Source organism: Kitasatospora sp. NPDC005751, assembly GCF_040630835.1.
GTDB lineage: Bacteria > Actinomycetota > Actinomycetes > Streptomycetales > Streptomycetaceae > Kitasatospora.
The window spans coordinates 92,293-106,299 of record NZ_JBEXYC010000008.1; the positions used below are offsets into that span (position 1 = coordinate 92,293).

Sequence of the window (14,007 nt, forward strand, 5' to 3'; positions counted from 1 at the left end):
CGCCGATGATCATTATTGATGAATTCTGATCGACAGAGAAGTAATCACGCCTGGTATCTGACCGGCCATGCGATGGCGTCGATCCCTACCGAACGCCGGACGGACTGTTTTCCTGGGCGACTCCCCGCCATGTACCGCAGGATGACAGCTCGGATCGTCCGCCTCTTGTGACGACCGGCTGCTCGGCCGGCTGACGGACTGGGCGAGCACGAGTATCCGAGAAGCGTCCACGACGCCGGTGTACTGGAGACGAGCCTTCTGAGAACAACGGTTCACTCAGGACGCCGCGAGAGCCTGTATCGATGGCGACGGGCCCTTCGGCACGGCCCCATCCTGGGGCTCCTGTCACCCCGCCGGGGTCATCTCTCAGTCGCTGGTAGACGAGGCGGGGGCGGGGGCGGTCCCGGTGGGACTCACCGGGCCCGCGGAGTAGGAAGTCGGACCGGCCGACTTCCTGCTCCCGATCGACGGCTTCCGGTCGTTCAGGCCCTACCTCGCCCTGCGACCTCGTGCCGCGGCCGCTGCCTAGGGGCGGCGGCAGGTCCGAGGGCGGTCGTGGGAGGGCAGAAGGTCAAGTGGTCGGGCCCCGGCCGGTGATCTACTGCCGACCGCCCGTGACGGTCCGGCGAACGACCGCGGAGCCGCCCTCAGGCACCTCCGCTGAACGCTGCAGGCGGTCTACCAACGCCGCAGCGCTCCGCCGGTCAGCCGGTGGCGCGGACGTAGATGTCGGCGGCGCCCGAGAGGCCGTTGGAGACCGTCACGATGTAGATCCGACGGCCGGCGACGGGGTGGGTGGGAGACGGGGTGGGGGTGAGGCTGGGGGTGGGGGTCTCGGTCGGGGTGGGCGGGTCGTCGGCGGAGCGGAGGCCCGTCGCGGGCCGGGGCGCGACGGGCTCGGCCGCCTCGGGGGCGGGGTCGGGAGCCGGGGTGGCCTCGGGGTCGGGGTCGGGGCGGGCCTCGGGGTCGGGGTCGGCGGAGGGCGGCGGGTCGTCCGAGGCGCAGGGCGACGGGGTGGCGACCGGCTCAGCCGGGGCCGGGGCCGGTTCCGACGGCGGTTCGGAGACGGTCGGGGGTTCGGCGGCCGGCGGGGTCGCGACCGGTAGGGGCGTCGGGCTCGCCGAGGGCGCCGGCATCGGGGCCAGTTCCTGGGCCTCGATCGGCTCGTCGCCGCCCAGGGCCGCCGTCAGGTCGGACGGCAGCGGGGCGACCGGGCCGGGGGCCGGGAGGTCGTAGGTCCGCAGGAAGTCGTCGACGCCGACGTCCGGGCCGCCGGCCAGCCGGTAGTGCAGGTAGGCGACCGGCGCGCCGTCGGCGAGGCGGGTGTACACCGCGCCCACGGGGACGTAGTAGCGGCCCGCGCCCGGGTGCTGGGAGGGGTGGAGGCCGGCCAGGAGTTCGGCGCGGTCCCGGTCGGTCTCGATCGCGCCCCGGCCCAGGGTGAGCGCGTTGACGCCCCGGACGGCGAGGGCCGCCAGCAGCGCGATGGTGAGCACCAGGCCCACCGCGATCGTGCGGCGCAGCACCGGCCGGCCGGACAGGGCGGGCCAGGAGTCGCCGGCCACCCGCTCGGGCGCAGCCCGCCCCTGTTCCTTCAACGCTCCCCGCTCCCCCGCCTCGCACCGCTCTCACTGCTCGACGTGGAACCCTACGCCCGAAGTTCCGAGTGGGACCACCCAGCCCGATCAGCCCGGATAGGCCGGTGCCACCGCGGCTTCGAGCACCCGCTCGGCCAGACCGTCGCCGTCCGCCGGGACGGTCCACAGATCGGCCCCGAAGTCGCCGGGGAGGGCGTAGAGCAGCGTCGCGTCGTCGACCCAGACCGCCTGGTCGTCGACGTTGCGCTGCTCGGCGGTGGCCGTCTCGGTCATGGTGGCGAGGTCGAGCACGTAGAGCCGCCAGGGCGAGTCCTCGGACAGGCCGGGGACGCGCTTCTTGTAGGCGATGCGGGTGCCGTCCGGGGAGAGCGAGGGGCATTCGACGTTCTCGTGGAGCGTGGTGAGGGTGCGGGCGGCGAGGTCGCCGCGGACGAGGTGGGTCCGGCCGCCGGTGGCCACGGTGGCGTAGAAGGTGTTGTCGTCGGCGAAGGTGACGCCCCAGACGTTGACGTCGGACGCCTGGTACGGCTTGCCGTCCTTGATCACCGCGAAGGTCTCCAGGTTCTCCCGGAGGTTCCAGTCGCGGACGTCGACGATCGACGAGCGGGTGGAGAAGTCGGTGCCGGCGTAGGAGTCGCCGCTGACGAAGACCGTCCAGGCCGCGAGGTGGCCCGAGGGCGAGACCCGGGAGCGGGTCGGGATACCGGCGGCGGGGAAGGACTTCAGCTCGCGCAGGTGGTCGTCGAGCACGACGGCACGGTAGGTGTCCTGCAGCGCACCGCGCTCGGCCCGGAGGCAGATGCCGGTGCCGGCCGCCGCGTAGAAGCGCAGGCACTGCACGCCCGAGGAGGTCCGCGGGCCGTCCGGCTGGTCGGCCGGTACGGAGACGAGCTCGTCGAGGTGCGGGCCCCAGGCCATGTTGCGGAACACCAGTTGGCGGCCGCCGGCCGGCGGGCGGAGCGACACCGGGCCGGGGGTGACCACCGGAGCGCCGGGCTGTGCCTGCTTGGTGCGGGTCGAGTTGTCGGCCGCGTGCAGGACGGCGCCGGTGCCGACGGCGCCGAGCAGGACGACGGCGACCAGCAGGATCAGCACCCTGGTCCGGCCTTGGAGCGGTGGGGTCACGACGGTACCTCGGAATCGGAGGGGGGAGCGGTTCCGGACGCGCCCGGGGCGGTGGGCGTCCCGGCGGTGGGCGTCCCGGCGGCGGTGTCCCTGGGGGCGTCCCGCAGGACGAAGGCGGCCGCCAGCACGCAGCCGGCCAGCGCCGCCGCGGACCAGCCGAGCGCGGCGGTGCCGCCCACCGCGCTCCACAGCGCGCCGAAGGCGAGCGAGCAGCCGAACCGGGCGAGCGCCTGCCCGGTGCCGACCAGGGCCAGCCCGGCGCCGCGCTGCTCCGCCGGTACCGCGTCGGCCGCCGCGGCCGCCAGCACGCCGTCCGTCGAGGCGTAGAACGCGCCGTGCAGCACCAGGACGCAGACCACCGCCGGCAGTCCGCCCAGCGGCGAGAGCAGCAGCCCGTACGCCAGCAGCAGGGCACCGTGACCGGCGAGGAAGAGCCGGCGGCGGCCGAGCCGGTCGGCGAGCGCGCCCAGCGGGACGGCGAGCAGCAGGAAGCCCGCGGCCGTGCCGAGCGGCAGCAGCGGGAAGAGGTCGGTGGCGAGGCCGAGCCGGCGCTGCACCAGCAGGTAGAGGAAGGAGTCGCTCACGGTGGTCAGGCCGAGCAGCACGGCGCAGAACGTCAGCCGGCGCAGCCCGGGCAGGCGCAGCAGGGCGAGGCCGTCGCGCAGCCGGGGGGCGGTGGCCGTCGCGGTCTCGCCCGGCTGCCGGTTCGGCACGAAGAGCAGCAGCACCAGCACGCCGAGCACCGCGACACAGGCGCTGACCGTGAACACCGCGTCGTAGCCGTGCCGTTGGCCGCCGTCGGCGAGCAGCGGGCCGCCGGCCAGGCGGAGCACGAGGAAGGCGGCGAGCGGCCCGATCAGCGCACCGGCCGTGTCCATCGCCCGGTGGACCCCGAACGCCCGCCCCCGGTGCGCGGGTTCGGTGGCGAGCGAGATCATCGCGTCCCTCGGCGCGGTGCGCAGTCCCTTGCCCGTGCGGTCGACCGCGATCACCGCGCCGATCAGCGGCACGGTGTGGACGAGCAGCAGCAGCGGCTTGCAGAGCGCCGAGAGGCCGTACCCGGCCACCGCGACGGCCTTGTGCCGGGACGCGCCGTCCGCGCCCCGCCGGTCGGCGAGGTGACCGCCGGCCAGCCGGACCAGCGCGCTGAACCCGTTCTGGATGCCGTCCAGCAGCCCGAAGCCGAGCGGCGAGAGGCCGAGCCCGGTGAGCAGGTACAGCGGCAGCACCGCGCTGACCATCTCGGAGGAGATGTCGGTCACCAGGCTGACGGTGCCCAGGGCCAGGACGGTGCCGGGGACGGCGGCCGCCCGCCGGCCCGGCCGGAGGGCCGGGTCGACGGGGGCCTTGGAGCTGCGGGATTCCGCGACGTACATGGGAGGTCAGTTCCAGATGCCGGTGATGGTCGCGGCGGACGCGGCGTTGCCCGCGTGGGTGGTCAGCCCGGCGAGGTCCTCCAGCGTGCGCAGTACGTTGTAGTGGTTGTAGGTGGTGGCGGTGGTGGAGCCGGGCGTGACGTGCTCGCCGTAGAAGACCGTGGGGATGCGGTTGCCGGAGAGGCGGTTGTCCTCGTCGAAGGTGACGACGAGGATGCTGTTGTGGGTCTTGGCCCAGGTCGCGTACGCGCCGAGCTTGTTCTTCAGCCAGGTGTCGCCGGTGGAGACCGAGCAGTCGTGCATGTCGTTGCAGAGGTCCGGCACGACGAAGGACACCTTGGGCAGGGCCGTGTAGTCGGTCGGGAACTGCGCGAAGGTGTACGCGGTGTTGGTCGGCACGTTCTTGAAGCCGAACCACGGGTTGTGCTTCTGGGCGTACTTGCCGCTGCTGCAGACCGTCGAACCCTGGCTCGGCAGGCCTTCGTTGTAGCTGCCCCAGGTCTTGCCGGCGGCGATCAGCTCGGAGCCCAGGTTGGCGGCGGTGAGCGAGCCGACCGGCACGCAGCTGTCGTCGGTGCGCCCCTGCGCGCTGCCGGAGAACAGCTGGTAGTAGTTGGGCTCGCTCGGGTGGGTGAGCCCGAACGACTGGGTCAGCGTGGCGCCGCCCGCCTTCAGGGTGTTGTTGATGTACGGGGCGCTGGAGCTGCCGACGACCTGCGAGTACGCGTGGTTCTCCAGGACGACGACGACCACGTGGTCGGGCGTCGGCAGGGTCGCGGCCTGTGCGGTGCCGGTGGCCGCCCAGAGGCCGAGCGAGCCGGCGACCAGGCCGAGGCCGGCGCCGAGGGCGGTCAGGGTGCGGCGGGGGTTGCGAGGGTGGAGTCGTGCGAAGGGCATGGTGTCCTCCGTGCGTCGGGGAGAACCGGGGTTCGGCAGGAACACCCGGGGGGGGGTCGTGCTGTGCGGGTCGCAGTGCGTGACTGCGTCGGAGCGCCGCAAACAGTAGGAGCGCGGCGGTGGCGTGGACCGCTCAGGGAAGGTGAAGAACAGGCGAACACCCTCCGGCGCCCGGCGACGGAGGTCACACGGGCCCCGATTGACCCCTCCGTCGCCGCCGTGGTGGGATTTCGTCGGCCGACGAGCGGCTGCCGCAGTGCCGCCGGGGAGCGCCGGACGACCGCCGGACGACCGCCGGGCGGCCTCCTGACGGCCTCCGAACGGCCTCCGGGTGAAGGGAACGCGACGTGATCGGGCTGCCGGCCCTGGACGCGGCGGGTCACGCACCCGCCGAGCAGCCGCACGCGGCGCGGCCGGACAGTTGCCCGGCCTTCCGGGCCGAGCACGGCGGCGGGGGCCCGGGCGTACTCCTGGACCGCGCGCCGGACGGCTCACCGGTCGCCGCGCGGTGCTCGGACGGCCCGGCTGACCCCGACGGCCTCGCCTCCGGTGCCCTCGTCATCGGCGCCCTCGCCCCCGACCGCCTCGCCCCCACCGCCCTCGCTCCCGGTGCCCTCGTCGTCGGTGTCGGCCTGCGCGCGGCGGCGGGTCCGTCCGACGTGACGCGACTGATCCACCGGGCCCTGCGCGAGGCCGGATTGCCCAGCGGCTCCGTCGCCCGGCTCGCGACCCTCACCGGCAAGGGCGACCACCCCGCCGTCCGCCACGCCGCCGCCGCGCTGGGCCTCCCGGTGGACGAGCACCCGGCGGAGGCCCTCGCGGCCGTCGCCGTCCCGAACCCGTCCGCCGCCGTCGGATCGGCGGTCGGCACCCTGAGCGTGGCGGAGGCCGCCGCCCTGGCGAGCGCGCCGGGCGGCGAACTCGTCGTCCCCAAGCAGAAGTCCGCGACGGCGACGGTGGCGGTCGCCCGGGCCGCTCGCGGTCGCCCCGGGCCTCGCGACCCGCTCGCCCGCGTCCCCGGGCCGTCCCTTCCCGTCGATGCCGTTGTTGGAGACCCCTCGTGACCACCCCCGACCATGACCTCCGCCACCACGGTGACGCGGAGGTGCGCGCCGACGGGGCCGGTCTGGTCGACCTCGCCGTCAACGTCCGCACCGGCACACCCCCGCAGTGGCTGCGTGAGCACCTCTCGGCGACGCTCGGCGAGCTCGCGGCGTACCCCGACGGCACGGCCGCCCGCGCCGCCGTCGCCGCCCGGCACGGCCGACCGGTCACGGAGACGCTGCTCACCTCGGGCGCGGCGGAGGCTTTCGTGCTGCTCGCGCGCGTCCTGACGCCCCGTCACGTCATCGTCGTACACCCGCAGTTCACCGAACCGGAGGCGGCGCTGCGGGACGCCGGGCACGCTGTGGAGCGGGTACTGCTCGTACCCTCGGACGGCTTCCGACTGGGCGCGGTACCGGAGGAGGCCGACCTCGTCGTCCTCGGCAACCCCACCAACCCGACCTCCGTACTGCACCCGGCAGCCGCCGTCGCCGCCCTGGCGCGCCCCGGTCGGACCCTGGTGATCGACGAGGCGTTCATGGACACCGTGCCCGGCGAGTGCGAATCCCTCGCCGCCGTCCGGGACCTGCCCGGCCGGGTGGTCGTGCTGCGCAGCCTCACCAAGACCTGGGGCCTGGCGGGCCTGCGCATCGGCTATGCGCTCGGCCCGGCCGACCTGATCACCGCGCTCGGCGCCGCCCAGCCGCTCTGGCCGGTCTCCACCCCGGCGCTGGCCGCCGCCGAGGTGTGCAGCGCACCCGCGGCGCTCGCCGAGGCCGAGCAGGCCGCCCAGGACCTCGCCCTCCACCGCGACCACCTGCTCAAGGGCCTCGCCGCCTTCCCCGCCGTCCGGGTGCACGGGGAGCCGGCCGCCTCCTTCGTCCTCGTCGAACTGCCGGACGCGGCCGCCGTCCGCGCCCGGCTGCGCGAGCACGGCTTCGCCGTCCGACGGGGCGACACCTTCCCCGGGCTGGGCCCGGACTGGCTGCGGATCGCCGTCCGGGACCCTGGGACGACGGACCGTTTCCTGGACGCGCTCGGCTCGGTGCTGACGGTCCGGACCGGCACCGGCCGCTGAAACACGACCGGGACATTTCACGAACCACCCGGTGATCATGCCCGGCCTACCGTGGAGGCAGACGACAAACCGCACTGCCGGACGGAAGTTGGGACCACACATGCGCTCGCGAATCGCCCTCACCGCTCTCGCCGTCACCGCCCTCGCGGCCGCCGCGACGGCCTGCGGCCCGGAGAACAGTGACGCACCCGCCGCCGGCGCCGCCCCGACGACCGCTCCCCCGGCCGCCTCCGCCCCCGCCGCCGCGCCGTCGGCGTCGGCGTCGGCCCCCGGCACACCCGCCGCGCCCGGCAAGTCCGCCGCGCCCGCCGCGTCCACCAAGCCCACGGCCACCACGCCGGCCGCGCCCGCCCCGGGCAACCCGGGCGACAAGACCGGCTACGGCCAGGCCTGCGGCACCAACGACCTCACCTTCGGGGCGAAGATGGAGACCCAGGCGGGCGGCTACATCCTGGTCACCGCCAAGGCCAAGGCCGGGATCACCTGCGTCCTGCCCGCGACGCACCCGGTCATCGCCTTCGGATCGGGCGGCATCGAGGCCCGCAACGCCGAACAGGCCGCCGGTGCGCCGATCACCCTCACCGGCAGCGCGGTCGCCTACGTGGGGATCAACCCGAAGAGCACCAACACCGACCAGAACATCGAGTTCAAGGACGTCATCATCGGCATCAGCGCCGGTGACCCGGACCCGGCGAGCATCCCCGTCGGCTCCGTCAAGGTCGACAAGCCGGTCGTCACCAACTGGCACACCAACGCCAAGGACGCCGTCCCGGGTGTCTGATCAGCCGTGATTGACGCTGTCGATCAACCCGCGCCGCACCTTCACGGCGAATTCACGGCGAACCGGAGGCAGGCGCCGCCCTCGACCGGCGGCGACCGCCACCCCCGTGATCAGCCGAGACTCACCGCGTCCCCCACCCGCACCCTCCCCGGCTCCACTACCTGCGCATAGACGCCCGCGCAGGGCAGCGCCGGCATCCCCTCCAGGGGCACGACCCGGTTCTGCGCGGCGAGCACCTTCAGGGCCGCCGTGCTGCGCGGCAGCTCGCCATGCACGAGGGTCGGGACGGCGCAGCGCGGGGTCGGGGCCAGCACCCGCAACCGGAGGTCCGGGCCGATCCGCAGCTCGCGGCCGACCCAGGCGTTCTCGACGTAGCCGTCGCCCTCGGTGCGGATCACCAGGTTGGGGCGGTAGCGGGCGGCCTCGGTCGCCACGGCGTCCAGGGTCGAGGTCGTGAGCAGGTGCAGCGGGGCGAAGTCGAAGAAGCCCCCGGCGGGAGCGGCGCGGCCGATCTCGTTCTCGGTGACGGCGACCTCCCTGTCGATCCCGCGTGCCAGCACCTCCTCCGGCACGGCCCGTTCGACGGTCGCACCGGGCGGGCGCTCGCTCACCAGGGAGACCTCGCGGCCCAGCAGCGCGGACAGTTCGCCCTCGCCCACCTCCCGGCCGTCCGGCCCGGTGATCACGACACCGCCGGGGTGCAGCACGGCGGTGAACCGGAGCATCTCCGCCCAGAGCCTCGGGTTCTTGGCGCTCGCCACCCGGCCACTCGCGGCGTCGAGCAGCCCCAGCGCCCGGTCCCCGTCCAGCCCGCGCTCGGAGACGCCGGCCTCGCCCAGCTCCTCCCCCAGCAGCGACTTCACCGGGTACCGCCGGATCCGCTCCACCGTCCCGCTCCTCATGCCACCGCCTCCGCCCACTCCCGTAGCGCCGTGAAGTCGCCGTCTCCCAAGCCGAGTTCGGGATCGACGGGCAGGGTCAGCGCGGGCCCGGGATGGTGCGCTGCTATCCACTCCGCGTCCTGCGGCCCCAGCTCGTCGTCCACCCAGACGAACGGGCGCCCGGCGGCCCAGGCGACCAGGTTCCTGGTCTTCCAGTGCAGCCCGTCCGGGTCCTGCTGGTGCAGTTCCGGCCAGTGGATGTACGGCAGCACGGGCAGCCCCAGCAGCGGCCCGATGAAGGTGTTCGCCTCGTCCATCCACGTGGTGGCCCACACCAGTTCGTACCGCAGCGCCAGCAGTTCGGGCCCGTGGTCCGGGTTGATCCGGATCCGCAGCGGCCGCACACGCTCGGCGGGCCGCTGCGGGAAGCGGGCGACCCAGCAGTCGGGCTTCACCCGGTGCGTCCCGTAACCGTGCGGCCGCCGGTGCCGCTTCGCGGCATAGGGATTCAACGGCCCGTCGACATCGAGCAGGAGCAGCGGCAACGTCATACCGGGCATCCTCGCCGGAACCCCGCACCGGGACCAGGGATTATCGGGCCCGATCGGATGTCCGGGCGTTCTGGAGGAGCCGAACCTCGGAGGGCCCCCTGCCGCAGCGAGTGAAGCTCACCCAGGCCGCAGAGCGACGGGCGGGGACCGTCGGGCAGATCGGCCGAGGTCCCCGCCCTCGCGCTCGTGCTACGGGGCGATCGGGAGGCGGCGCTTGTGGTCGGTGAGGCGGTAGCGGCGGACGATCGTCTCGAAGGTCTCCTCGGCGACCGGCTTGCCCTCCAGGAAGTCGTCGATGTCGTCGTAGGTGACACCGAGGGCGTCCTCGTCGGCCTTGCCCGGGGCGAGGGTCTCCAGGTCGGCGGTCGGGACCTTCCGGACCAGCTCGGCCGGGGCGCCCAGGGCGTCCGCGACGGCGCGCACGCGGCGCTTGGTCAGGCCGGTGAGCGGGACGAGGTCGGCCGCGCCGTCGCCGAACTTGGTGAAGAAACCGGAGACCGCCTCGGCGGCGTGGTCCGTGCCGACGACCAGGCCGTCGTGCGCGCCGGCCACCGCGTACTGGGCGATCATGCGCTGGCGGGCCTTGATGTTGCCGAGCACGAAGTCCTGGTGGCCGGCGTCGCGGAAGGCCACGTCGGCGGCCACGGCGGCGTCGAGCGCGGCGTCGCTGGCGGGCTTGATGTCGACGGTCAGCAGGTGGTCCGGCCGGATGAAGGAGAGCGCGAGCTGGGCGTCGTGCTCGTCGGCCTGGACCCCGTAGGGCAGCCGCATGGCGTAGAACCGCGCCTCGTGCCCGGCCGCCCGGGCGCGCTCGACGGCGAGCTGGCAGAGCCGGCCGGCGGTGGTGGAGTCGACGCCGCCGCTGATGCCGAGCACGAGGGCGCGCAGACCGGTGGAGGTCAGCCGCTCGGCGAGGAAGGCCACCCGGCGCTCGATCTCCTTCTCGGCGTGGAAGGTCTCGGCGACCTCCAGCTCCCGGGCGATCTCCTGCTGCAGGGCGATGGACGCCGGCACGCTCACGTCTGCTCCTTGGTCGGGTTCGATGTGCTGTCGCACCCACCCTACTCAGGCCCGATGCCCGGTGGGACGGCCCGCTCGGCCGGTACCGGCGGACGGCCGGGAGGCCGCTCCCGGAGCCGGCGGCCGTGGGAGCCGCCGATTCCCGGCTCGCCCACTGCCCGCAGGCCCGCTGACGGTCCGTCGGGGGCGGTCCGTAGCATGGGCACGCGCGCGGACGGGGGCCCGGTGCCCTCTGGCAGACTGTGCGACCAGTGGGGCTGTTGGGCCGGGGCATGACAGGTGGGGGCAGAGAGCATGAGCAGCCGGGGGACGGTGCTCGGGGGGCGTTACACGCTGACCGAGCGGATCGGCGGCGGGGGCATGGGCTCCGTCTGGCGCGCCGACGACGAGGTGCTCGCACGGCAGGTCGCCGTGAAGATCCTGCATCCGGGACTGGTCGAGGACGGCGCCTTCGTCAAGCGGTTCCGGCGCGAGGCCCAGCTGCTCGCGGCGCTGAAGCACCCCGGCATCGTGGACGTCCACGACTACGGCGAGAGCGGCGAGGACGCCGGGGACGACCGGGTCGCCTACATCGTGATGGAGCTGATCGACGGGCAGCCGCTGGACAAGGTGCTCACCGAGAGCGGGCCGATGCCGCCCGAGCGGGCCCTGGGGCTGCTCGCCACCGCGCTGGACGCCCTGCACGCCGCCCACCGGCAGGAGATCGTGCACCGCGACGTCAAACCGTCCAATCTGATGGTCCGGTCCGAGGGCCGGGTGACGGTGACCGACTTCGGCATCGCGCGGGCGGTCGCCAGCACCCGGATCACCGCCTCCCACGCGGTGATCGGGACGGCGCTCTACATGGCCCCCGAACAGGCCGAGGGGCAGGCCGTCACCCCGGCCTCGGACCTCTACTCGATCGGCGTGGTCGGCTACGAACTGCTCACCGGACAGCCGCCGTTCGTCGGCGAGAGCGTGCTGGAGGTCGCCCTCAAGCACATCCGGGAGCCCGCTCCGGAGCTGCCGGCGGCCGTTCCGGAGGCGGTGCGCGGGCTGATCGCCACCGCGCTGGCCAAGAAGCCGGAGGACCGCTTCGCCGATGCCGGCGCGATGGCCGCGGCGGCGCGGGCCGCGATCGCCGCCGCTCCCGGCGCCCCCGCGCTGCCGGCACCGCCGGTCGTTCCGGTGATACCCGCGACGCCCGCCGGAGCCGCGGCCGACGTCGGCAAGGTGGAGTCCCGGGACGCCACCGAACCCGGCACCCGTCGGCGGCGGCGAGGCTTCCTGGTCCCCATCGTCATACCGGTGATCATCACGGCGGGCACCGCGACCGTCCTGCTGATCGACCGCACGCCCTTCACCTCCGAGGCGAAGACGCCCGGGGCGCAGCCGTCGGTCACGGTCTCCGGCCCGGCGAACCCCGGCGGCCCGGCAACGTCGGCCGAGAACGCGACGACCCCGCCGCCGACCACCCCTGCGCCGACCGGCACCCCGACCGCGCCCGGCGCCACCGCGACCCCCGGCGCCCAGCAGTCCACGCCTGCGCCGGGCGGCACCGGTGCCGCGAGCGGCGGCGGCGCGACCGGAGCGGGCGGCACCCCGCGCGCGACCCAGCCGCCGGCCGGCGTCCCGGCCCCGGCGGCCGGCACGGCCGGGGCCGGGACCCAGCCCGCTCCCGGAACGCAGCCCGGCACCCAGCCCAATCCCCAGCCGGCGGCCACCAGCGCCCCGCCGCAGACGCCCGTCACGCCGCCGGGCTGCGGCGGCACCAAGTGGGGGCCGATCGTCAGCGTGGCCTCCGGCCTCAAGCTCGGCCTGTCCAAGGACACCCCGGCGGCCGGCCAGTCCGTGATCATGGGCGGCAACACTGCCTACGGCTGGGTGCGTTCGGACCCGGACCCGGGCGGCTGGTACCACCTCTACCCGTGCAACCTGAGCGGCGCGCCGCTCGTCCAGGAGACCGACGGGCGGGTGACGCTCTCGGGCGGCTTCAGCGTCCTGAGCAACTGGAAGGTGAGTGCCGGGAGCACGCCGGGCGCCTTCCGTCTCGCGGACTACATGGGCTCCGCGTGCATGACCGACAACGGCGCGGGCAACCAGGTCACCATGGTCACCTGCACCGCCGGGAACAAGTCCCAGGAGTTCAGGATCCCCTGATCGGAGCCGAAGGGGCGGCGGGCCGGTGGACCGGTGGACCGGTGGACCTACGGGCCCGCCGCCCCGGTCACGGTCGGGTCCAGAGGTTGCGGGCGGCGAGCAGCGGCAGCACGCCCTCGCCGAACCAGTACGCCTCCTCCAGGTGCGGGATCCCGGAGAGCACGAACTCGTCGATGCCCAGCTCGTGGTACTCGGTGATGAGGTCCGCGACCTCCCGGTGGCTGCCGACCAGGGCCGTGCCCGCGCCGCCCCGCAGCAGGCCGATGCCGGCCCAGAGCCCGGGGTGGATCTCCAGCCGCTCGGCCGAGCCGCCGTGCAGCGCGAGCATCCGGCGCTGGCCCTCCGACTCGCTCTCGGCGAGGGCGCGCTGGGTCTCCCGGACGCGCGCCGGGTCCATCGACGCCAGTAGCCGCTCGGTCTCCGCCCAGGCCTGGGCGGAGGTGTCCCGGGTGATCACGTGCAGCCGGATGCCGAAGCGGACCACCCGGCCCTGGGCGGCGGCCAGTTCGCGGATCCAGGCGATCTTCTCGCGGACCTGCGCGGGCGGTTCGCCCCAGGTCAGGTAGACGTCGGCGTACCGGGCGGCGACGTCGCCCGCCGCCGGGGAGGACCCGCCGAAGTACACCGGCGGCACCTGGTCCGGGAGCCGGTTCAAGGTGGCCCGCTCGACCCGCAGATGGACGCCGTCGTGGTCGACGGTCTCCCCGGCCCAGAGCCGGCGGGTGATGGACAGGAACTCGCCCGTCCTGGCGTAACGGGCGTCCTTGTCCAGGAAGTCCCCGTACGCGCGCTGCTCGGCCGACTCCCCGCCGGTCACCACGTTGAGCAACAGCCGTCCGCCGGACTGCCGCTGGTAGCTCGCCGCCATCTGCGCGGCCAGGGTCGGACTGATCTGCCCGGGCCGGAACGCCACCAGGTACTTCAGCCGCTCGGTCACCTGGGTCAGCATCGCCGTGGTCAGCCAGGCGTCCTCGCACCACGCGCCGGTCGGGGTCAGCGCCCCCTCGAAGCCCAACTGCTCCGCGGTGCGGGCGATCTGGCCGAGGTAGGCGATGCTCGGCGGCCGGTCGGAGCCGGCCGCGCCGGGCGTCGAGCCGTGCCCGCCGCCGACGATCTGCCGGCTGTCGCCGTTGGTGGGGAGGAACCAGTGAAAGGTGAGGGACATGGACGGACACGCTCCTGGCGGTGGTTGCCGGCTGCTGGTGGACCTGGTTCGCGTCAGCGGCGACAGCCGGCCGTGCACACCCGTCCCAGGTCGACGTGCAGTCGCCGTACAGGGAGGAAGGGGGCCGGAGCGGTCATGGCCCGATTCTCCGGGACTCCCACCCCGCTGGACAAGACATCCGCGTCAGAACACCCGCGCCAGAACACCCACATCAGCCCACCGGGGCCAGAACACCGGGGCCGGAACACCCACGCCAGTACTCCCCCGCGACCGCGCCGGGAAGGGCCCCCGCCGGACGGCGAACGGCCGCCGGGCCTCCCCTCGGCAGCGGAGGGGAGGCCCGGCGGTTGGT

At 74.4% G+C, this 14,007-nt stretch carries 12 protein-coding genes; 4 read left to right on the top strand and 8 right to left on the bottom strand.

The genetic code is table 11. The annotated features are described in order from the left end of the window. Nucleotides 1-704: 704 nt before the first annotated feature. The 4 genes from ABZ497_RS11235 to ABZ497_RS11250 form a co-directional block, all read right to left on the bottom strand. Nucleotides 705-1,598 (bottom strand): hypothetical protein, encoded by an 894-nt coding sequence (locus ABZ497_RS11235; RefSeq protein ID WP_359804387.1) that lies wholly within the window; start codon nt 1,596-1,598, stop codon nt 705-707. 87 nt (nt 1,599-1,685) lie between these two features. After that, nucleotides 1,686-2,723: a TolB-like translocation protein gene (locus ABZ497_RS11240; protein WP_359804388.1), complete on the bottom strand. Its 1,038-nt coding sequence runs from the start codon at nt 2,721-2,723 to the stop codon at nt 1,686-1,688. Then, nucleotides 2,720-4,099: an MFS transporter gene (locus ABZ497_RS11245; protein WP_359804389.1), complete on the bottom strand. Its 1,380-nt coding sequence runs from the start codon at nt 4,097-4,099 to the stop codon at nt 2,720-2,722. The genes ABZ497_RS11240 and ABZ497_RS11245 overlap by 4 nt, the downstream gene beginning before the upstream one ends. A gap of 6 nt (nt 4,100-4,105) precedes the next feature. Then, on the bottom strand, nt 4,106-4,996 hold the full coding sequence (locus ABZ497_RS11250; RefSeq protein WP_359804390.1) for an alkaline phosphatase family protein: 891 nt from the start codon (nt 4,994-4,996) through the stop codon (nt 4,106-4,108). Between the two features lie 347 nt (nt 4,997-5,343). Here ABZ497_RS11250 and ABZ497_RS11255 point away from each other — a divergent pair, with 347 nt between their 5' ends. The 3 genes from ABZ497_RS11255 to ABZ497_RS11265 all read left to right on the top strand — a co-directional run bounded on the left by ABZ497_RS11255 (nt 5,344) and on the right by ABZ497_RS11265 (nt 7,899). Continuing rightward, nucleotides 5,344-6,060: a cobalamin biosynthesis protein gene (locus ABZ497_RS11255; protein WP_359804391.1), complete on the top strand. Its 717-nt coding sequence runs from the start codon at nt 5,344-5,346 to the stop codon at nt 6,058-6,060. After that, entirely contained in the window at nt 6,057-7,118 is a 1,062-nt protein-coding gene (gene cobC / locus ABZ497_RS11260) for an Rv2231c family pyridoxal phosphate-dependent protein CobC (RefSeq protein WP_359804392.1), read from the top strand. The genes ABZ497_RS11255 and cobC overlap by 4 nt, the downstream gene beginning before the upstream one ends. 100 nt (nt 7,119-7,218) lie before the next feature. Continuing rightward, nucleotides 7,219-7,899, top strand: coding sequence for a hypothetical protein (locus tag ABZ497_RS11265; RefSeq protein WP_359804393.1), 681 nt, complete (start codon nt 7,219-7,221; stop codon nt 7,897-7,899). Nucleotides 7,900-8,009: 110 nt separating this feature from the next. Here the strand turns inward: ABZ497_RS11265 and ABZ497_RS11270 are convergent, their stop codons facing one another. The 3 genes from ABZ497_RS11270 to nadE all read right to left on the bottom strand — a co-directional run bounded on the left by ABZ497_RS11270 (nt 8,010) and on the right by nadE (nt 10,351). Then, nucleotides 8,010-8,801, bottom strand: coding sequence for an MOSC domain-containing protein (locus tag ABZ497_RS11270; protein ID WP_359804394.1), 792 nt, complete (start codon nt 8,799-8,801; stop codon nt 8,010-8,012). Continuing rightward, entirely contained in the window at nt 8,798-9,331 is a 534-nt protein-coding gene (locus ABZ497_RS11275) for a hypothetical protein (protein ID WP_359804395.1), read from the bottom strand. Before ABZ497_RS11275 ends, ABZ497_RS11270 begins: the two co-directional genes overlap by 4 nt. 189 nt (nt 9,332-9,520) lie before the next feature. After that, complete coding sequence (nadE, locus tag ABZ497_RS11280; protein ID WP_329490068.1) at nt 9,521-10,351, bottom strand: ammonia-dependent NAD(+) synthetase; 831 nt, start codon at nt 10,349-10,351, stop codon at nt 9,521-9,523. A gap of 294 nt (nt 10,352-10,645) precedes the next feature. Here nadE and ABZ497_RS11285 point away from each other — a divergent pair, with 294 nt between their 5' ends. Then, nucleotides 10,646-12,490, top strand: coding sequence for a serine/threonine-protein kinase (locus ABZ497_RS11285; protein WP_359804396.1), 1,845 nt, complete (start codon nt 10,646-10,648; stop codon nt 12,488-12,490). A gap of 67 nt (nt 12,491-12,557) precedes the next feature. Here ABZ497_RS11285 and ABZ497_RS11290 read toward each other — a convergent pair whose 3' ends face one another. After that, nucleotides 12,558-13,655: an LLM class flavin-dependent oxidoreductase gene (locus tag ABZ497_RS11290; protein ID WP_352288230.1), complete on the bottom strand. Its 1,098-nt coding sequence runs from the start codon at nt 13,653-13,655 to the stop codon at nt 12,558-12,560. Nucleotides 13,656-14,007 lie beyond the last annotated feature (352 nt).

What these genes read in the sequence shown, in the direction of transcription:
- ABZ497_RS11245 (WP_359804389.1), bottom strand. Translation starts at nt 4,099, where the DNA reads ATGTACGTCGCGGAATCCCGCAGCTCCAAGGCCCCCGTCGACCCGGCC.
- ABZ497_RS11250 (WP_359804390.1), bottom strand. Translation starts at nt 4,996, where the DNA reads ATGCCCTTCGCACGACTCCACCCTCGCAACCCCCGCCGCACCCTGACC.
- ABZ497_RS11265 (WP_359804393.1), top strand. Translation starts at nt 7,219, where the DNA reads ATGCGCTCGCGAATCGCCCTCACCGCTCTCGCCGTCACCGCCCTCGCG.
- ABZ497_RS11270 (WP_359804394.1), bottom strand. Translation starts at nt 8,801, where the DNA reads ATGAGGAGCGGGACGGTGGAGCGGATCCGGCGGTACCCGGTGAAGTCG.
- ABZ497_RS11275 (WP_359804395.1), bottom strand. Translation starts at nt 9,331, where the DNA reads ATGACGTTGCCGCTGCTCCTGCTCGATGTCGACGGGCCGTTGAATCCC.
- ABZ497_RS11285 (WP_359804396.1), top strand. Translation starts at nt 10,646, where the DNA reads ATGAGCAGCCGGGGGACGGTGCTCGGGGGGCGTTACACGCTGACCGAG.
- ABZ497_RS11290 (WP_352288230.1), bottom strand. Translation starts at nt 13,655, where the DNA reads ATGTCCCTCACCTTTCACTGGTTCCTCCCCACCAACGGCGACAGCCGG.